This is a genomic window from Frankia sp. CgMI4 (assembly GCF_001756285.1).
Taxonomy (GTDB): Bacteria; Actinomycetota; Actinomycetes; order Frankiales; family Frankiaceae; genus Frankia; species Frankia casuarinae.
Map to the genome: position 1 here is coordinate 43,371 of NZ_MAQZ01000003.1, position 18,811 is coordinate 62,181.

Genomic DNA, 18,811 nt, shown 5'->3' on the forward strand with positions numbered 1-18,811 from the left:
AGGCCTCGCCGTCGGCGTCGTCGGCTTACCGGGGGAGTCCGACATGGACATCGTGACGGTCTCCAGAACGGCGTTCCGCCGATGGTATGTCATGCTTCCGATCCTGCTCGCCACGGCGGCCGCAATCGGGATCACGATGTCTGTCGCCAAGCCCGTCTACCAGACGAAGGCCATGGTCCTCGTGGTCGGCCCGTCGGTGGARCAGAAGCTCGCCGCATCCTCCTCCGGTTCCGGGTTTATCCTGCAGCCCGTCAACCCGCTTTCCTACTTCGGCGATTCGCTCAAGTCGCTGGCTCTCACGGAGTCGAAGATCATGGACTCTCGCCAGGTACGGGAGGAGATCCGTTCGGCTGGATTCCATGGTGACTACGAGATCTCGGTGCAACCGGAGACGGTATTCCTCGACATAACGGCCACGGCCGCCGATCCCACCGAGGCCACTCGCACCCTGGATCAGGTGGTACGTGTGATCACCGCGAAGTCGAACGGCCTGCAGTCTGCTGTGCCGCCGGACCAGCGTTACCGGATAGCGCCGCTGTCCGAGCCGCCGCTGATGAGCGTGCGGCCCGCCCGCAGCCTCAAGCTGCTTGGCACCGTCGCGTTCCTCGGCGTAGCGGCGGCGCTGGGGCTGGCGCTTGCCGTCGACGCCGAGGTCGGGCGCCGGGCCCGGTCACGGTCACGGGCGGAGCATTACGGTGCCGCCCGGGCAGGCGCCAGCCGCGGCCGGGGTCGGCGCGGACGGCACGCACTGCCCGAAGATTCCATGGCGGGCACTCGACGGGTCGCCTGGCGGTTCGAGGCGAATCGGTGAGAGGCGAACCGGTGATCAGCGGGCTGGTGGCCGGATGACCGCCGGCTCTCTCGTCGGCCGGGCGGCGCCGGGGGTCGGGCCGTTCGGTACCGGCCAGGCACCCGGCGTCGCCGGGCCGGTGCTCGCCGCGGTCGCGTTCGGATCCGCCACCGTAGCGGCGGCGATGGTGCTCGGGCCGGTCGGGCCGGCCGTGGTGCTGGCCGTCCCGGCCGTGGCGGTACCCCTGCTGGCGAGTCGGCGGGACGCGGTGACGCTGCTGACATCGATGGTCTTCGTTCTCTTTGCCGTGCCGGCGACCTACCGGCTCCCCCCGCTGGGGAAGCTGACCGTGCCCGTCGGCCTCTGCTGTCTTGCCGGCTGGCTGGTTCACCAGGCCGCACGACGTGCCCGCTTCGACCCGGTGTTCCAGCCGGTGCGGGCCGCGACGCTGGTRCTCGTATGGGTTCTCACGCTCAGTTTCGYGATGATGTTCACCCGCGTGGTGGAGGCGACAGAGGTCAGCTCCGCTCATCGCAGTCTCGTGACGGTGGTGGCACAGGCCGGGGTGACGCTGTTGGCCGCCGATGCGATCCGGTGCCGGACCCGGCTGGACAGCCTGCTGCGCCGGGTGGTGCTGGGCGCCACCTTCATGGCCGCCATCGGCGGGATCGAGTTTCTGACCGGTCGTAACTACAGCGCCGTCCTGGTCCCCCCGGGACTGTCGCYCAGTCCGGACGTCGATCGCATTGACGTCCGGTCCGGCTTCGAGCGGGTCGCCGCGACGGCCGTGCATCCGATCGAGTTMGGGGTTGTCCTGGCCGTGGTGTTGCCGTTGGCCCTGCACTACGCCATTGCCGCCCGCGGGTGGGCGCGGGTCGGTGCCTGGGCCCAGGTCGCCGTCATCGGGGCCGTCCTGCCGATGAGCGTCTCGCGAAGCACCGCCGTGAGCCTCGCCGTGGCGATCCTGACCCTGACGGCGATCTGGCCGGTTCGCCRCCGCCTCAACGGCCTGCTGGCGCTGGCCGGGTCCGTCCTCGTCCTGCACACGGTGTTTCCCGGTCTGATCGAGGCGACCGTCTCGCTGTTCCTGCGGGCCGACGCGGACCCCAGCGTGACCGGCCGCACCGAGGACTATGCCCCGGTCTGGAAGTTGTTCACGCAAAGGCCGCTCCTCGGCCGTGGGCTGGGCACGTTCACCCCCCACCAGTACTTCTACCTTGACAATCAGCTACTCGGCTCGGTGCTGGAGACCGGAGTCGTCGGGACAACCGTGCTGCTGGTCTGGGTCGCCGTCGGTCTCTCGGTGGCCCGTGGGGCGCGGCGGTGGGCCCGGGAACAGCGTGACCGGGAGCTCGGCCAGGCGTTGACGGCCTCGATCCTCGCCGGGGTCGCCAGTTTCCTCACCTTCGACGCCCTGAGCTTCGCGTTGCTCGCCGGCCTGCTGTTCCTGCTCATCGGCTGCGCCGGAGCACTCTGGCGGATGACCGCCGCACCGGCGGTCCTGGCCCCCGGGGGGCAGCGGTGACCCAGCCGGCCGTGACCCAGCCGGCCGTGACCCAGCCGGCCGTGACCCGGTCGGCCGCCCCGTCGGGGGCGAGGGAGACCGTGGCGGAACCGTCGCCGCCCCGTCGGGCGCCGCGCGGTTCGATGGCCAGCGGCGCCCGGTGGATGTCGGTGAACCAGGTTGTCGTGCAGGTCACCCGCCTGCTGGTCCAGGTCGTCCTGGCGCACCTGCTCGAACCGCGGGCGTTCGGTCTCATGACGATGGCGCTGGTCATCGTGATGTTCCTCGAAATTCTGCGGGGTTTCGGGACCGGCATGGCGGTCGTCCAACGAGACAAGATCAGCGAGCGGCTGCTCAGCAGCGTCTTTTTCCTCAATATCGGGCTTGGTCTGGTCATCTCGGGCCTGCTGGCGTTGCTGGCGCCCGGCCTGGCCAGCCTGTACGGCGACTCGGCGCTGACGCCCGTGCTCCAGGTCCTGGGCCTCGGCCTGCTGCTCGCCAGCCTCGGTGACCTGCAACAGTGGCTGCTCCGCCGGGAGATGAAGTTCGGTGCCGTCGCCGCGGCGAACATCAYCGGGACGGCGGCCAACGCGGCCTGCTCGATCGTGCTCGCTCTGCTGGGCTACCAGGTGTGGTCACTGGTCATCGGCTATCTGGTCGGATTCGGGGTCACCACCCTCGTCGCGTGGCTGCAGTCGCCGTGGCGTCCCAGGGCCTCGTTCAGCCCCGCCGAGGTCAGGTCCGTGCTGCGTTTCAGCGCYAACCTGAGCGGGTTCAGCGTCTTCAACTTCTTTCTGCTGCACGGCGACAAGGTGATTGTCGGGCATTTCCTCGGAGCCCAGCAGTTGGGCTACTATGGCCTGGCGCAGCGGGTGCTCATGTATCCGGTGAGCACTGTTTCCACGGCGTTTCAGGAAGTCATGTTCGCCGGTCTTTCCCGGCTCCAGAACGATCACTCCGCGATCCGCCGGGTCTATTTCCGGTCATGCGCGGTCGCCGCTCTGGTCTGTTTTCCGGTCATGGCTGGACTCACTGTCGTCGCGCGCGACGTCGTCCTGGTCGTGCTCGGCGCGCGCTGGGAACGGCTGGTGCCGCTCATCTGGCTGCTCGCCCCGATCGGCGGCATCCAGTCGGTGAGTTTCAGCGTCGGAGTCCTCTACAACGTGAAGGGAAGAACCGACCTGCTGCTGCGCTGGGGAATCTTCTCCGGCCTGCTGATGCTCGGCAGCTACTTCGCCGGCCTGCCGTGGGGAATCAACGGGGTCGCGGCGGCGTACGCCATCGTGATCGTCCTCCTGCTGCCGCCCGGCTTCGCGATTCCCTTCAGCCTGGTGGACGCGAAGCCGCGCGAGCTGGTCACCGCGGTCTGGCCGCACGTCGTGGCGACCGCGGGGACCGTCGCCGTGATGGCCGCCGTCCAGTGGCTCACCCACGGGTTCCGGCTCGCCCGCCCGGTGTGCCTGTTGGCGAGCGTGCTGGCTGGTGCCGCGACCTACGTCGTGATCACGTGGAGGCAACGTCCACCCGCGTTGGCGGACCTACTGCAGTGCGTCCGGCGCGCGAGCGCCGGCTCGGGGCAGCCTGCTTCGGCGTCGTCGCGCAGAGACGGCGCGCTGGGCCCGACGGCTCACGGGTGAACCCGATGGCTCAACGGTGAAGGAGTTCACTCTTATGAAAGACGCCCCCACGGCGGATCAGCGGGACGTGGTGCTGGCCCTGCCGATCGAGACGCTCCAGGACATGGCGATCAGGGCGTACATGCGTCCTCCCGATCGTCTCCTGCTAACCCTGCTGCGATCGCCCCGGGTCCGGCGCGTGGTGGTGGCCGAGCCGTTCCGGAGCCATCTCGGTACGGTGCTGCGGGGCGGCCGGAGCACCGTCCTGCCACCGTCCGGTGGCGTTGAGGGGCATCTGGTGTCGCCGCAGCGGTGGCGCCGCAAGGACCCGGTGACGCTGCCGTCGCTGCGGGCGGCCTATCGGCGGTATGACAGGAGGCTCGGCCGGGCCGCGGCCCGAGCCGGCTGTAAACGACCCGTCGTGATCACCATGTATCCGCCGCTGGCGGGCTTTGCCGACATGTCCTGGGCCGGCTCGGTCATGTACTACGCCCGGGACGACTGGGCGACCTACCCACCRCTACGGCGGTGGCATCCGGCCTTCCGGCATGCCTACGAGGAGATCCGGCGCCGGCGGCTGCCGGTCATCGCGGTGTCCAGGCCGCTGCTGGAACGCCTCCATCCCACCGGTGCCGGGCTGGTCGTGCACAACGGTGTCGATCCGGCCGAGTGGCTGCGCCCGCCGTCCCCGCCGGACTGGCTCCGGCGCCTCCCGCGGCCGTGGTGCGTGTATGCGGGCACCGTCGACACTCGCCTCGATCTGGACATGATTCGCCGCCTGGCGTCGGCYGGCACCGTGATTCTGGCCGGCCCCATCCCGGACGAGGCCTCCGTCCGGTCGCTGCGGTTGCTGCGGTCGGTGCGGTTGCCTGGGCATCTGCCCCGGCCGGCCGTGACCGGTCTGATCGCCGCGGCCGACGTGTGCCTGCTCACCCACCGGAGCACTCCGTTGACCGAGGCCATGGACCCCATCAAGATCTACGAATATCTGGCGGCCGGGCGTCCCGTCCTCGCCACGGACCTCGCCCCGGTTCGGGGCATCGGGCGGCGGGTCCGGCTGCTGCGCCCGGGGGACGATCCGGTGGCGGCGATGAACGAGGTCCTGATCTGGCCGGCCGTCACGGAGGCTGACCGGCTGGATTTCGTCGCGGACAACAGCTGGTCCGCTCGGCACGTCGCCTTCCTGGACTTCGTCCTTGGCCCGGCCGCGCCGGCCGAATCCCGTCTTCTGGCGGTGCAGGCGTAGACCGGCTGGCGGTCCTCGCTCGGGTCTGCGGACCCGCGAAAAGAGCCGGTATGGCGCGGCCTCCGGCTCAGTGGGATATCCCTGGAAGGATTCGATGGCTCGCGCTGAGTTGACCAATCGACGCCGGTATGTCCTGATTGGATCCGTGGCGATGCTTGCGGTGCTGGTGGCGGGCGGTGGGCTGCTGGTCGCCCTTCGCTCGAGAGGCGGGCCCGCGCGGACGGCGGGCGCACCGGCCCCCGCCACTGTCCCGGCCGGGGTTTCACCGGATGGCGCTGCCGCGACCCGCGGCCTACCAGGGGACGACCAGGCCGCGGCCCGAGGATGCGACCGCAAGCCGGACGCCTCGAACACCGGCCCCGCGCCCGGATCCCGGTTCCAGCCGATGCCCGCCGGGAAACTGGCCACTCCCGGACAGGTACTGGAGAACAAGGAGTTCTCCGGACTCATCGACATCTACGCCGACAACGTGACGATAAGAAACTCGATCGTCCACGATGGCATCCGCGTGCGCGGAAGCCACGTGCTGATCGATCACGTGGCGACAAGTGGGATTGCGATCAGCGGTGGCACCKGTCACGTCATCCAGTACARCAATCTTTCCGGTGGCGACGACGGCTTCCACATCTCGTCCACGCTCGAACCGGTTTCCGGCGTCATCATCCGCCATAACTACGTCCACGACCGAAGGCCGCCGAAAGGGGCCCACACCGACGGCATCCAGGTCCGCGGCGTCCGGAAACTGAGTGTGGTGTGCAACAACATCGACCTCTCCCCGTACGACAAGACCCAGACAGCCGTCGTCTTTCTGGAGTGGGCGAACGGAGGCAACCGTGACGTGGTCGTCGACCACAATTGGTTGAACGCCGGCGGAACGACGCTCGTGGTCGCCGCCAAGAATCTCCGCGTGACGGACAACCGTTTCGGCCGCGGCTTCCGCTGGAATGTCTGCCGGCTGGGCAACGACGATGCCGGTAGGAGCACTTTCTTCAGTGCCGGGAATGTCTGGGCGGACAACGGCCGGCCGGTGGTCCTGTGTGGCCAGACCCGATGACCTGTGTGGCCGGACCCGATGTGTGGCCGGACCCGAAGTAAGGTCAGGGACACGACGTCGACGTTGACGGTGCCGGGCTGCCTCCGCGGCTGCTGCCGTCACGCTCCCACGTGCCGAGGTCCCCGCGACGCACCTTCCGGCGGGCGAGCACCTTCGCCACGGTGGAGACCGCGAGGTACGCCGGCGCCGCGCCGAGCAGGCGGGGCTCGGCGCGGACCACCCTGAGCCAGTCCACGGACCCGCCGACGATGCCACGACCATCCTTCGTGGAACCGCCCGCGGGCGCCAGCCCGAGGGCGCGCAGTTGGGCGTTGCCGGCGAAAACCCGGCTCTTTTGTCGAACGAGGTCGCGTGCGGTCCGGGCCGGATGTACGACGAAACAGGTGCCGTCGACCGTGGATCGCTCATCCGGTGCGAACCGGTGATAGAGGAAGAAGTCATCCGCGATTGCGTCCGGGAAACGATCGAAACAGGCCCGGCCCTGCTCGCTCACTCCGATGACCCCACCGATTCGGCCGTTGCGCACATAGGGCAGCCGCAGCCAGATGCGGTAGTAGTCGCGTACTACACGGCTCGTGCCGGCAAGACGGATTGTCAGGTGCGGTGATGCGGCCAGTGCCGGGCCGGTCCGCAGCACGTCGGCCACCTGTAGCAGGTCGGCGCCGGACACCTCCAGGTCGGCGTCCACATAGAATCGCGGGAAGGTGGTGACCTCGGCGTCGCCAAGGTTCAGCGCGGCCGCCTTGCCGGCCTTCGCGGTCTCCACGCAGCGGACACCTCGGTCGCGGACCCGACGGGCGGTCTCGTCGGAGCAGCCGTTGGCGACCACGACGATCTCCAGGTCCTCGGGGGCGGCGCCGTCGGCGAGCCGGTCAAGGCAGCGGCCGATCACGGCCGCCTCGTTATAGGCCGGAATGACGACGCTTGCGCGCGCATGCTTATAGTGCGCCGGGGTGGCGGGGGTTTTTCCGCTCACCCGGTCGGCGCGATCTGACTGTTGCATGACAAAATCCACGGTCTGATCACCCCAGGCCGGCGCCGGCCCGCGCGACGCAGTCGTATTCAGGTAGGCGGGCGGCACACACGGTAGACCATCGTGACCGGACCGGGCGCGTGCGTGGGGACCCGACGACACTTCCCGTGGTGACGCCCGGCGCTGGCGATGAGAACTCTCGTGAACTACCAGAACTTAGGTGGACTAATGGTCGAATGTAATCTTGCGCTTCACTACAGCGGCGGCCTTGACGCGAACAAGTGGCGCGAGCGTCACGGTCGCGGCGAGGTTCCGGACGCTCTTCCGTATGGGTTCGATCGGTTGGCGCGCTATTCAGTGAAAGTCTCTCCGGTTAGCTTGCGGGTATCCCGGGACGCGTTCTTCGTTCGTGGTCCGCGTATTTTYGGCGGCTATGAGTGGGTGGAGACCGCGGCCTCCCGCCGAACGGTCGGTGGCTCGGACGTCGTCTTGTGCTGGGACGAGCGGGTCGGGGTCCCGGCGGCGCTGATGGCGGGAACGCGAAACCATCCCCCCGTCGTGACCGGYGTGATCTGGCTGGCCGATGTCGCCGGTCGACGGCCCGGCTCGCTGAAGATCGCCCGTTGTGCCCTGCGAAGGTCCAGCCGGATATTTACGCTTTCCACCGCCCAGATTCCGCCGCTCCGAACGCAGCTGGGCATTCCTGAAGGACGTTTCTCGCACGTCCTGTTCGGGGTCGACTCCACATTTTTCCGGACCTCTGTCAACCCTCCGAAGAAAGGGCTCGTGGTGAGTGTCGGAAATGATCGGCACCGCGACTTCGAAACGTTGATCCGCGGCCTGTCCCAGGGGTGGAGCAGGCTGGCGGAGCTGAGGCTGGCGGAGCTGAGACTCGAGCTGGTGACAGCCCGAAACGTGGCCGTGCCACCGTGGCTCGGCCGGCGTCGGAACCGTCTTACTCTTCCCGAGGTGAGCGATCTGTACAGGGCCGCGTCGATGGTGGTCGTCTGCCTCCGGCCCAATCTTCACGTGAGCGGCGTAACCGTCGTGCTGGAGGCGATGGCCAGTGGTCGTCCCGTCGTGGTGACCGATACCCCCGGCATCCGGGACTACGTCGATCACGGCCGTACCGGGATTCTCGTTCCGCCCTACGACACCGATGCGCTCGCTGAAGCGGTCGTGCATCTGGTGCTCGACCCGGACCGGGCGGCCGCGCTCGGTGCGGCCGCCCGCCTGGACGTCGAGCATCGCCTGAACACGGAAGCTCAGGCCCGCCGGTTCGCGACTTTGTTGAGAGAGCTCTAGCCCAGCCCGGAAAACGGAGAATCCGTGGTCAGGAGAAATACCGACAGATGGGCGTTCGGGACCGGCCGGGGTCCTCGGGCACCGACGGTTTCCTCGGTCGTGGTCGGACACAGGCATGTTTGAATGACGGTGTGGTTTCCGCTGCGTCGTCACCGCCGGCCGGTGAGCGGGGGTCATCCGGTCCCCCGCCGGGGGCGGGCCGGGCTGCGCGCCACCGGCGGGGACGAGCGGGGCGACGCCGGCTCATCGTGATGCTGTTCGCGGTGTTCCTGGCAGGTTTCACCGCGCTTACCCTTCGGCTGTTCGTATTCMCCGCCGCCGACGTGCCCGTCCAGGCGGACGCCATCGTCATGTTGGCGGGTCCGGGGGACAGAACCGGCAAGGCGATCGAGTTGGCCCGTACCGGTTACGCTCCCGTCCTCGTGATGTCCACCCCAGGGACGCGGGGGTGCTCGGCCCACGAGGCACCGAAGGCGGAGGTGATCTGCTTTTCTCCGCACCCGGTGACTACGCGGGGCGAGGCGCGGGCAGCCGCTGAGCTCGCCGCCCGACATGGCTGGACCAGGATCCTCTTCGTCACCGGCCGCGCGCAGGACACCCGCGCCCGCATCCGCATCAGCCGCTGCTTCCACGGTGATCTGCGGGTCACTGTGGTCGGTCCGCGTCGCCTCCGGGAATGGCCTTATGCGATCGCCTACGAGTGGGGCGCCCTCGCCAAGGCGCTGATCTGGCAGCGAAGCTGCTGACCCCGAGGAGCAGACCAGGAGACCGGGTGGGAATACTGGCCCACGTTGCGAGGATCCGGAATACGCCAGAAACGCCCGCCGGCCTGCGGTCGGATAACCAACCGAACGACAACCCGTCGTCTAGGGTGAGRCAGGAACTGGCGGCCGGGGCCAGCCGGCACGATTCGCGTTACGGCCGATGGCCGGACCACCACTGCCGACACAGATTACCTGGGTCACAGATTACCTGGGTCTGGAGAGGGAAATGGGCGTCGACGTCTCGATCCTGATCGTCTCGTACAACACCGGCGCGATGACGGCGGCATGCCTGGAGTCCTGTGCGGCCACGTCCGACGGCCTCGCGACCGAGATGATCGTCCTGGATAACGCCTCCACGGACGACTCCGTCTCGATCATCCGTGATCGGTTTCCCAGCGTGAAMCTGATCGAGCAGAGGACGAACCTCGGCTTCGGTCGGGCGGTCAACCTCGCGGCTTCCCAGGCGAAGGGGGAGTACCTGCTCCTCCTCAACCCCGACACGGTGGTGCTCCCCGGCGCGGTCGCGAACCTGCTGGACTTTGCGCGGGCCAACCCTAGGCACGGCATCTACGGCGGTCGCACCCTCGGTCCAGACCACACCGTCGACCCCAGGTCGTGCTGGGCTGTTCCGACCGTCTGGAGCCATGTGTGCTTCGGCCTCGGACTGTCCACCGCCTTCCGGCGTTCGGCCCTGTTCGATCCCGAATCGATGGGACCGTGGCCTCGCGACACGGTTCGGACCGTGGGGGTGGTGACGGGCTGCCTGCTGCTCATCCCACGCGCGCTGTTCGAGCAGCTMGGTGGCTTCGACTCCCGTTTCTTCATGTACGGCGAGGACGTCGACCTGTCGATCCGGGCCCGCCGGGCCGGCCTGGATCCCGTGATCACACCCGCCGCGGTCGTGGTTCACCATGGCGGTGCGTCCTCCGCCGGATGGGCGGACAAGCACGTGCTGGTGATGACGGGCAAGGTGACATTGGCGCGGACCCATTGGACCGGGTGGCGCCGGACGGTGTGTCTGGCGATGYTGGTCCTCGGGGTGGCGCTGCGGGCGGCCCTCGCCACGGTAATCGGCCGGCCGGCCGGCACCGGGAGCGGCGGCTGGCGCGTCGTATGGACCCGGCGGGCCGACTGGCGGGCCGGCTATCCGCCCCTTCCGCCAGCCTAGAATGCGCCGGACCGCCGCAGCACGGCGCTAACAGTCCGGGCGATGATGGCGAGGTCGAGCATGATCGACCAATTCTCTACGTAGTAGAGGTCGAGTCGCACCCCGTCCCGCCAGGGCAGTTCTGAACGCCCATTCACCTGCCACAGTCCGGTCAGGCCGGGCTTGACCTTGAATCGACGGTGGACGGAGTCGTGATATTGAGCGACCTCTGCCGGCAGCGGCGGCCGCGGCCCCACCAGCGACATCTCGCCGCGGAGGAGGTTGACGAGTTGCGGCAGCTCGTCGATCGACAGGTGCCGTAGCGTTCGTCCGACCCGAGTGACGCGGGGGTCGTCGCGAATTTTGAAAAGTGGTCCGTCGGCCTCGTTGCGCTCCTCCAGCGCTGCCCGGCGCCGTTCGGCATCCACGTACATCGTCCGGAACTTGAGGATCTGGAACTCGCGGCCGTCCTTACCCACCCGGGTCTGGCGAAACCATGCCGGTCCGGTGCTGTCAACCTGGATGGTCAACGCGACGAGAAGCAGCAGCGGGGACAGGGTAACGAGGGCCACGGCGGCAAGGACCCGGTCGAAGATGTCTTTGGCCACCTTTCGCCAACCGGTATAGACCGGGCTCTCCACGTGTAGCAGGGGGAGACCGGCGATCGGCCGCAGGGATACCCGCGGCCCGGCGATTCCGGCCATGCTCGACGCGATGACAAGATCGACACCGGTCCCCTCGAGGTCCCAGGCGATCCGCTTGGCGGCTTCGATGTTGACCGCCACGGACGAGGCGACCACCACCGTGTCGGCCATGGCGCGGGCGACGGTGGACCGCAGCGCCGGCAGGGCGCCGAGGACGGGAAAGGGAGAATAATCGGCCGAGTAGTCGTCCTGCCGGGGTAGACATGCGCCGACGATCTCGAATCCGGCTGCGGGTTCATATCGGAGCTCGCTGACGAGTTCGGCCACCGTGCTACGGTCGCCGACGACGACGACCCGGTGGCGGGCACGGCCGGCCTGCCGAGCCGCCACCAGCCGTCGGCGGGCGAGCATCCGACCGGTAATCAGCAGCAGTAGCCCCAGCGGCAGGACCACCAGACAGAACCCGCGAGCGACTTCTGCGCGCAGGACGTAGGAGAGGATCGCCGTCGTGCCCCACAGTCGGAATGTCGCGACGCTGATCCGCCGGTATTCCTCGGTTCCGATGCCCAGATATTTCGTCTGATAGGTGTCGGCGGCGCCGAGCATGGCGATCCAGCCCAGTCCGATACCTATCGCGACGGAAAGATATGACGCCCCGTGGACGGTTGGGTTCGCATTCATGCCGAACCGGAGGAGATAGGAACAGGTAAGCGCGACCGTGATTGCCGTGGCATCGATGATGAAGATTCTGGCGGTCAGCCTGACCTTCCACTCCGGCGGCCCGRCTGCCGGCGGCTCTGGTTGCCGTTGTCGCGGAATAGCCGGGACGGTCGTGTCCCGGGGCGTGGCCGCCACCGACGAGAGCACCGCGGGGTCCTCGTCCCGCCCCCCGGTCGAGTCAGACACCTCGGGCCTTCGTCGTGCGGTGTCCCCGGCCTTGGCCATATTGGTTGTTCTCCGCTCCATCGGATGGCAGTGGGTGTTCATAGTTGCTGCTGGATTGGACCTGGAACGATCCTTCTTCCGTAGCCAGCGAAGGTGAGCCAGTCGGTGAGCAGCCCCAGCGACCCGMCGGTCGTGGCGAACGTACGCACCTCAGTGGTCGCGCGTCCAGAACCCCGTCTGGACACCTCGTCTGAACGTGTATCGCTGCCGCGACCGTGTCCCGGTGAACGCATCCGCTGGCCATGCCCCGACCGGCCGGGGAAACGGTTGAGCCGCCGGTTGCGTGCCATCCGCCGCCGGCGATGAGGAAATATCCCGACCCCCGTCGGCGACACGCCAGCATCCCGGGTTTCCAGAGCTATCAACATCCATTATCTAGAGTCACGGCGCGTGACGAGCGCGTGGTCGGAAGCTCGGCAGGACGAAATTCCACCGTGGTCCACCGACTATCCAGGTCTGTCCAGGGGGGCGTCCTTGTCTGGTTCGGGTGATTCGCCATCGGTAAGTGTGGTGATTCCGGCGCTCAACGAGGCGCGGAATCTGCGGGAAGTATTCGGCCGACTTCCGGTGGACGCCGAAATAATCCTGGTGGACGGGAACTCCACCGATGACACCGTCCGACTGGCCCGCGAGCTACGCCCCGACGTGGTCGTCGTCCGCCAGRCCCGATACGGCAAGGGCAACGCCATGGCCTGCGGCTTTGCCGTGRCATCGGGGGRCATCGTGGTCACGCTCGACGCCGACGGCTCGGCCGACCCGGCCGAGATACCCTCCTTCGTCGCGGCCCTCGTCCAGGGCGCCGACTTCGTCAAGGGAACCCGATTCGCCCACCGTGGCGGCAGCAACGACATTACCCTGCTGCGTACTCTTGGAAATCTCTTCTTCTGTCATCTGGTCAACCTGCTCTTCCACCGCCGGTTCACCGACCTGTGCTACGGCTACAACGCATTCCGGCGAGATTGTCTGCCGATGCTCGGGCTGATGCCGGGAGAAACCGACGGCATTCGGCGGCATGGCGACGGCTTCGAGATCGAAACCTTGATCACCCTCCGTGCGACCAAGGCCTGCCTGCGGGTCACCGAGGTCGGCAGCTTTGAGCACAAGCGCCTTCACGGCGCGAGCAACCTGAATGCGGGCCKGGATGGTATGCGCGTCCTGCGGACCATCCTCGTCGAATGGTCGGAAAACCTTACCGCCCGGTCACGAAACCGCGCCAGGTGGGACGGCATGCTGCTCAGCAGTCCCGGTCAACCGGTATCGACCATCGTCAGCCAGCGACGTCCGGGCGACCTTCCCCATGGCCGGCGCAGGACAACCGGCGCGACGGAATACGCGTGATGACCCCCCCGGCCGGCCCGCGGCTCTCGGTGGTCATCTGTGCCTATACCGAACGGCGCCGGCACGATCTGCAGCGCGCGGTGACCAGCATCGCCGAACAGACCAGGAAGGCCGACCAGCTGATCCTCGTCATCGACCACAATGACCGGTTGCGCCGGTGGGCCGAGGCTGCGTACCCCGGTGCCACCGTGATCCCCAACACCGGCCGCCGTGGCCTGTCCGGTGCCCGCAACTGCGGCGTCGGGGCCGCCACCGGCGACGTGGTCGCCTTCCTGGACGACGACGCCCACGCCGAGCCGGACTGGCTGGCCCAGTTGGCCGCCCACTACACCGACCCCCGGGTCGCCGGGGTCGGCGGTGCCGCCATGCCGGTGTGGCCGCACCGCCGACCCCGCTGGTTCCCCCCCGAGTTCGACTGGGTGGTCGGATGCAGCTACGTCGGGCTGCCGACCGACACGGCTGCGGTCCGTAACCCGATCGGAGCGGGGATGTCGTTCCGGCGGGCCGTGTTCGATCGCGTCGGCGGGTTCACCGAGGGGCTTGGGCGGGTCGGCACCACACCGCTGGGCTGCGAGGAAACCGAGTTCGGTATCCGCCTTCAGGCGATCCTCCCGGACGCTGTCGTCCGCTACGAGCCACGGGCACGGGTCTGGCACCAGGTAACCGGCGACCGGGCCTCCCTGCGGTACTTCCTGGCACGCTGCCATGCCGAAGGCCTGTCCAAGGCCGCGGTAGCCGACCGGGCCGGGGCGGACGCGGCGCTCGCCACCGAACGGCAGTACCTGAGGCGGACGCTGCCCCGAGCACTGGCTCGTGACCGCCACAGCCTGGGCACCTGGCCGCGAGCCGGGGCCGTGCTGGTCGGCACCGGGTCCACGGCCATCGGCTACGCACGCGGCCGGCTACGCCTCGCCGCCGGCCGGCGTGACACGCCACGTCAGCCGATCCCGTCGGAGGTAGCTGTGATCCCGATTCTGCTGTACCACTCGGTGACCGATTATCCGGTGGCGAGCTATCGACGTTGGACGGTCGATACCGCAACCTTTGTCCGCCATCTCACCCTCATTGCCGGTTCCGGCCGGGTACCGCTGACGGTGTCCGAGTATGTCGAACGGAGGCGRCACCAGACCCTGCCTCCGCGACCGGTCCTCATCACCTTCGACGACGGATTCGCCGACAACCTGGCCGCCGCTCGTGAGGTCGTCGCGCACGGGCTCACCGCGACCTGCTACGTCGTCACCGACTGGATCGGCCAGGTCGGCATGCTGCGCGGCGCCGACCTGCGGACCCTGGCCGGCCTCGGGGTCGAGATCGGTGGTCACAGCCACACCCATCCCCGGCTCGACGAGCTTCGCCCCGACGAGGCGCGCCGGGAGATCAGCGACTGCAACGCCCGGTTGACCGCTGCGATCGGCGCACCGGTGGGCTCCTTCRCCTACCCCCACGGCAATTACGACCATGCCGTTCGGCGGCTCGTCGGGCAGGCCGGCTTCACGTCCGCCTGCGGGGTGCGCAACATGATGTCGCACGGCGCCGACGACCCGTTCGCCCTTGCCCGACTGACCGTGACGGTCGACACCCCGGACCGGCAGATCAGGGCGTGGCTGGACGGGGCCGGCCGCGCGGCCCCCGCTCGGGAGTTGCTGCGTACGCGGGGCAGCCGGCTCTCCCGTCGAACGAGGGCTCGGCTCCTCGGCCCGCGTCTACCCTACCGACCAATCGTCACCGATCTGCCCGTACCAGCCGATCTGCCCGTACCAGCCGTCCCGGCGGCGTTCGGGGAGGTGCGGCCGTGACCACCACGCCGCCGGCCATGATGCTGCCGGGCGACGGTCCGATCGCGCTGCACGAGGTAGAACTGTCCGCGCCGCTTCCGGTGCTCACCGGTGACGGGCCGGCACAGGTGCTGGTCCGGCTGCACGGCCGTCCCCTGGGGGTGGTCGCTGCGACGCTGTCCCCGGCCGGCCTGCGCCCGGACCAGCTCGCCGGCCGGGTCATGGACAGACTCGGGCCGGACGTGGCCGCCCACCTGACCGCGGACGGGCTCGCGGTTCCCGAAACGGTCCCGATCGACGGAGTTGTGACGTCAGACGTCTGCCGGCCGGTGCTCCCCGCCGAGCTCGCCGGGACCGTCGTCGTGACAAGCTGCGTCGCCTCCCCCTCGCTGGCGGCCACGCTCGCGGGAATCCTGGCGCAGTCCGTGCCAGCGCAGGAAATCATCGTGGTCGACAACCGGCCGCGCACGAGCGGCATCCGCGAACAGCTCAGTCGGATGGCCGGCGAGGTGCGCTACGTCGCCGAGCCAGAGAGGGGGCTTTCCCGGGCCCGCAACGCCGGACTGGCCGCCGCGACCACACCGGTGGTCGTCTTCACCGACGACGACGTCGAGGTCGACCCGCGCTGGTTGGAGTTCCTCCTGTCCGGGTTCGCCGCCGGCTCGGGTGTCGTCGACGAGACGGTGGGGTGCGTCACCGGGCTGATCCGGCCACTGGAGCTCTCAACCCCGGCGCAGGTGTGGTTCGAGCAGTTCGGCGGCTTCGGCAAGGGCTTCGTCGGACGCCGGTTCGACCGCACCGAAAATCGATCAGGCGACCTGCTCTATCCCTATACCGCGGGCGTGTTCGGCAGCGGCGCGAACAGCGCTTTCCGGACTGATACGCTGCGTCAGCTTGGTGGTTTCGACGAATTTCTCGGCACGGGCACCGCGGCCCGCGGTGGCGAGGATCTCGACATCTTCCTGTCCGTGGTGCGCAGTGGCCACGTCCTGGTCTACGAGCCGGCCGCGCTGATCCRCCACCTGCACAAGCGGACCACTGTCGAACTGCGGCGCCAGATGTACGACTACGGGGCCGGCCTCGGGGCGATGGTCACCAAACGCATCGCGACTCAACCCGCCGAACGCCTCCAGATCGCCCGTCTCGTCCCCGGCGGCCTGCATCATCTTCTCCACCCACGCAGCAGCAAGAACGCCGGCAAATCCCGTGACTATCCCCGGTCCCTGACCTTGATCGAGTTGGTCGGTGTGGCCCGAGGGCCGGTCGGCTATGCCGCCAGCCGGGCCCTCGCCCGGCGCCGGCAGCGCGATCTTCCTCATGACCACGCACCGACTCCCGGTGCTCCCCCCGCCCCCTTTCCCAGGGCGCCCATCCCCGAACCGCGGATCTCCACCGTGACCACTGGAGCGCAACCATGAGCAGCGTGTACGCCCGCCGAACAACGCAGGCGGCGCTCGTGGCGGTAACCGTGATGCTCGCCTTTCTTGTGGTCTGCCGAACAGATTCTCCGGTACGGGTCCTGCTCGCCGTCCCCGCCGCCTTCCTCCTTCCCGGGGCCGCCGTGCTGGCCAGGCTCCCGGTCGACGGGACGGCGGCATGGATCGGGCTTGCCGTCGCCATCAGCCTTGCCGTCGACGTCCTGACCAGCATGCTCATGGTCTGGTCGGGATGGTGGCACCCAGCCGTGATGCAGTCCGTCGTGGGACTTGCCTGCTGCGCGGTCCTCATCCACAGCCTGCGCGCGGAGCTGCGCGCCCAGCCGCGCGCCCGGCCGCGCGCTGACGGGAAGGTGCGAGGGCGTTGACCGGCAGACCGCTGCTTCCGCCGGAGATACCGGATCCCCGGCTCGGCCAGAACGCGGCTTCCCAGCCCCACGCCGCGGCTGCCCGGGCCCGCCTGCGCTCGGTCCGTCAAAGACGGCCCGAGGACCCCGGAATCCGGCGGCCGGCGCGGTTGTCAGGCCCCTTCGCGACGGGCCTTCGCTGGCTGTTTCCGCTGGCGGTCGGCATCACCCTCTGGGGGCTGTCACTGCGGTGGATCCACGTCGAGAACCTCACCGACTACGGTCTCCCGCCGGCACTGCCCATCGCCTGGTACGTCGGCCTGGGCGTGCTCCTGCTCGGCGCTGTCGGCGCCGTCGGGCGGGCCCGCTTCCAGCCGTTCATCGCGGCGGCCTACCTGCTTGCCTGCATTCTCGTGCTCTACGGCACCCTTCCGCTCATCCTGGACGTTCCGCACTACCCCTGGGTGTACAAGCACATCGGCGTGGTCCGCTATATCGAGCAGCATGGCGGCGTCGACATCGACATCGATATCTACCACCGATGGCCCGGCTTCTTCGCCGGTACCGCGGTCTTCGGCTCGCTTGCCGGCCGACCCAACCCGATCGCCTTCGCCGCCTGGACCGAGGTCTTCTTCACCGGCATCGACGCCCTTCTCGTCTGGGCGGCCACCAGGACGCTGCTTCGCGAGCCACGGATCGCTGCGGGCGCGGCACTGGTCTTCGTCGTGACGAACTGGGTCGGGCAGGACTATTTCGCCCCCCAGGCCCTCAGCCGGACGCTGGCCCTCGCCCTGTACCTGGTGCTCCTGCGGCAACTCCGCACCGGCGCGCCGAGGGCCATCCTGCGGCGGACCGTGCGGTCCGCCGGAGTCCACAGCAGAAGGCCGCCGCTGCGCTTCGCCGCCCCGCCAGGCCCAACCTGGCCGCTGCCGGTGGCGGTCGGCGTCGTGCTGCTCCTGGACGGGGCGGTGGTGGTCAGCCACCAGTTGACCCCGTACCTGCTCCTCCTCGGAGTCGGTGCGCTGACCGCGGCCGGGCTTGTGCGGCCGCGGTGGGTGGTGGTCGCCATGGCCGGTCTGACGATCGCCTATCTGATCCCGCACTTCGCCTATGTTCAGGATCATTTCGGGGTCTTCAGCAGTCCCGACCCGTTCGCGAACGCCCGGTCAGAGGAGCCGCCGCTTCCTTCGTCGGGGAAGCTGGCCAAAACCACCGGACTGATCCTGACMGGCACGGTCTGGGCCCTGGCCGGAGTCGGCGGGCTGCGCCGGCTGCACCGCGGTGACGGCCGGGTGCTCCCGCTCATCCTGCTGAGCATCGCACCGGGCGTCATCCTGTTCGGGCAGAGCTACGGCGGTGAAAGCATCCTGCGGGCGATTCTGTTCTCCCTGCCCTGGTGCGCGCCGTTGGTGTGCTGCGCCGTCGCGCCGATGACCGGGCGGTGGCGACGGCGGCACGTCCTGGCGGGCTGCGGCGGGATTCTCCTCCTCGCCACGCTCTTCATGCCCRCCTTCTTCGGGAAGACGGAACTGAATCTCATGAACGCCGACGAGGTCCAGGCCGGTGATTATCTGTACGCGCACGCCCGGCCCGGGTCGGTGGCCGTGCTGACCGGGGCCACCTTCCCGAGCCGCTACGGGGCTCGATATCCCGAGGTGGACGATGTCCTGATCACCGACACCTTCGGCGAGCGCGCAATCAGGCCATCGWCGGTGAATGCCGTGGCCGACTTCATCGGAACGTACCCGGGACGGGGTTACCTCGTTTTCTCGACGGCACAGGAGGTGTATGACCGTGTATACCGGACGGCGACCGCCGGTGCGCTGCGGGCGGTGGAGACGGCCGTCCGCTCCTCGCCGCGGTTCCGCCTCTGGTACGCGACCCGGAACACCCGTATCTACGAACTCGCCGGATAGCACCTGGACCC

The 18,811-nt window shown here is 68.7% G+C and carries 15 protein-coding genes; 13 read left to right on the forward strand and 2 right to left on the reverse strand.

Going from position 1 to position 18,811, the window contains the following annotated elements:
- Positions 1 to 43: 43 nt before the first annotated feature.
- The 5 genes from Manayef4_RS01275 to Manayef4_RS01295 all read left to right on the forward strand — a co-directional run bounded on the left by Manayef4_RS01275 (position 44) and on the right by Manayef4_RS01295 (position 6,210).
- Positions 44 to 811, forward strand: a complete 768-nt coding sequence (locus Manayef4_RS01275; RefSeq protein ID WP_011436007.1) for a Wzz/FepE/Etk N-terminal domain-containing protein — start codon at positions 44 to 46, stop codon at positions 809 to 811.
- A gap of 34 nt (positions 812 to 845) precedes the next feature.
- Entirely contained in the window at positions 846 to 2,315 is a 1,470-nt protein-coding gene (locus Manayef4_RS01280) for an O-antigen ligase family protein (protein WP_070130362.1), read from the forward strand.
- Positions 2,316 to 2,437: 122 nt separating this feature from the next.
- Positions 2,438 to 3,931, forward strand: a complete 1,494-nt coding sequence (locus Manayef4_RS01285) for a lipopolysaccharide biosynthesis protein (protein ID WP_070130427.1) — start codon at positions 2,438 to 2,440, stop codon at positions 3,929 to 3,931.
- 34 nt (positions 3,932 to 3,965) lie between these two features.
- Positions 3,966 to 5,156, forward strand: coding sequence for a glycosyltransferase (locus Manayef4_RS01290; protein WP_011436010.1), 1,191 nt, complete (start codon positions 3,966 to 3,968; stop codon positions 5,154 to 5,156).
- Between the two features lie 151 nt (positions 5,157 to 5,307).
- Positions 5,308 to 6,210 carry a right-handed parallel beta-helix repeat-containing protein gene (locus Manayef4_RS01295; RefSeq protein ID WP_254665410.1) on the forward strand — a complete coding sequence of 301 codons (903 nt, stop codon included), beginning with the start codon at positions 5,308 to 5,310 and terminating at the stop codon, positions 6,208 to 6,210.
- Between the two features lie 43 nt (positions 6,211 to 6,253).
- Here the strand turns inward: Manayef4_RS01295 and Manayef4_RS01300 are convergent, their stop codons facing one another.
- Positions 6,254 to 7,213, reverse strand: coding sequence for a glycosyltransferase (locus Manayef4_RS01300; RefSeq protein WP_023840916.1), 960 nt, complete (start codon positions 7,211 to 7,213; stop codon positions 6,254 to 6,256).
- 171 nt (positions 7,214 to 7,384) lie between these two features.
- Here Manayef4_RS01300 and Manayef4_RS01305 point away from each other — a divergent pair, with 171 nt between their 5' ends.
- The 3 genes from Manayef4_RS01305 to Manayef4_RS01315 all read left to right on the forward strand — a co-directional run bounded on the left by Manayef4_RS01305 (position 7,385) and on the right by Manayef4_RS01315 (position 10,420).
- Positions 7,385 to 8,488: a glycosyltransferase family 4 protein gene (locus Manayef4_RS01305; RefSeq protein WP_167534310.1), complete on the forward strand. Its 1,104-nt coding sequence runs from the start codon at positions 7,385 to 7,387 to the stop codon at positions 8,486 to 8,488.
- A 263-nt stretch (positions 8,489 to 8,751) separates the two neighbouring features.
- Complete coding sequence (locus Manayef4_RS01310; RefSeq protein ID WP_139139950.1) at positions 8,752 to 9,234, forward strand: YdcF family protein; 483 nt, start codon at positions 8,752 to 8,754, stop codon at positions 9,232 to 9,234.
- Between the two features lie 244 nt (positions 9,235 to 9,478).
- Entirely contained in the window at positions 9,479 to 10,420 is a 942-nt protein-coding gene (locus Manayef4_RS01315; RefSeq protein ID WP_070130364.1) for a glycosyltransferase family 2 protein, read from the forward strand.
- Here Manayef4_RS01315 and Manayef4_RS01320 read toward each other — a convergent pair.
- On the reverse strand, positions 10,417 to 11,949 hold the full coding sequence (locus tag Manayef4_RS01320) for a sugar transferase (RefSeq protein ID WP_254665403.1): 1,533 nt from the start codon (positions 11,947 to 11,949) through the stop codon (positions 10,417 to 10,419). The genes Manayef4_RS01315 and Manayef4_RS01320 overlap by 4 nt on opposite strands.
- Before the next feature lie 513 nt (positions 11,950 to 12,462).
- Here Manayef4_RS01320 and Manayef4_RS01325 point away from each other — a divergent pair.
- From Manayef4_RS01325 to Manayef4_RS01345, 5 genes are read left to right on the forward strand one after another with little or no spacing between them, the layout of a single operon-like run.
- Entirely contained in the window at positions 12,463 to 13,326 is an 864-nt protein-coding gene (locus tag Manayef4_RS01325) for a glycosyltransferase family 2 protein (protein WP_070130429.1), read from the forward strand.
- Positions 13,326 to 15,122 carry a glycosyltransferase gene (locus Manayef4_RS24665; protein ID WP_070130366.1) on the forward strand — a complete coding sequence of 599 codons (1,797 nt, stop codon included), beginning with the start codon at positions 13,326 to 13,328 and terminating at the stop codon, positions 15,120 to 15,122. Before Manayef4_RS01325 ends, Manayef4_RS24665 begins: the two co-directional genes overlap by 1 nt.
- A complete protein-coding gene (locus Manayef4_RS01335) occupies positions 15,119 to 16,519 on the forward strand; it encodes a glycosyltransferase (RefSeq protein WP_070130367.1) in 1,401 nt (466 codons plus the stop codon). The genes Manayef4_RS24665 and Manayef4_RS01335 overlap by 4 nt, the downstream gene beginning before the upstream one ends.
- A complete protein-coding gene (locus tag Manayef4_RS01340) occupies positions 16,516 to 16,905 on the forward strand; it encodes a hypothetical protein (protein WP_011436021.1) in 390 nt (129 codons plus the stop codon). The genes Manayef4_RS01335 and Manayef4_RS01340 overlap by 4 nt, the downstream gene beginning before the upstream one ends.
- On the forward strand, positions 16,902 to 18,800 hold the full coding sequence (locus Manayef4_RS01345) for a hypothetical protein (RefSeq protein ID WP_070130368.1): 1,899 nt from the start codon (positions 16,902 to 16,904) through the stop codon (positions 18,798 to 18,800). The genes Manayef4_RS01340 and Manayef4_RS01345 overlap by 4 nt, the downstream gene beginning before the upstream one ends.
- Positions 18,801 to 18,811: the final 11 nt, after the last annotated feature.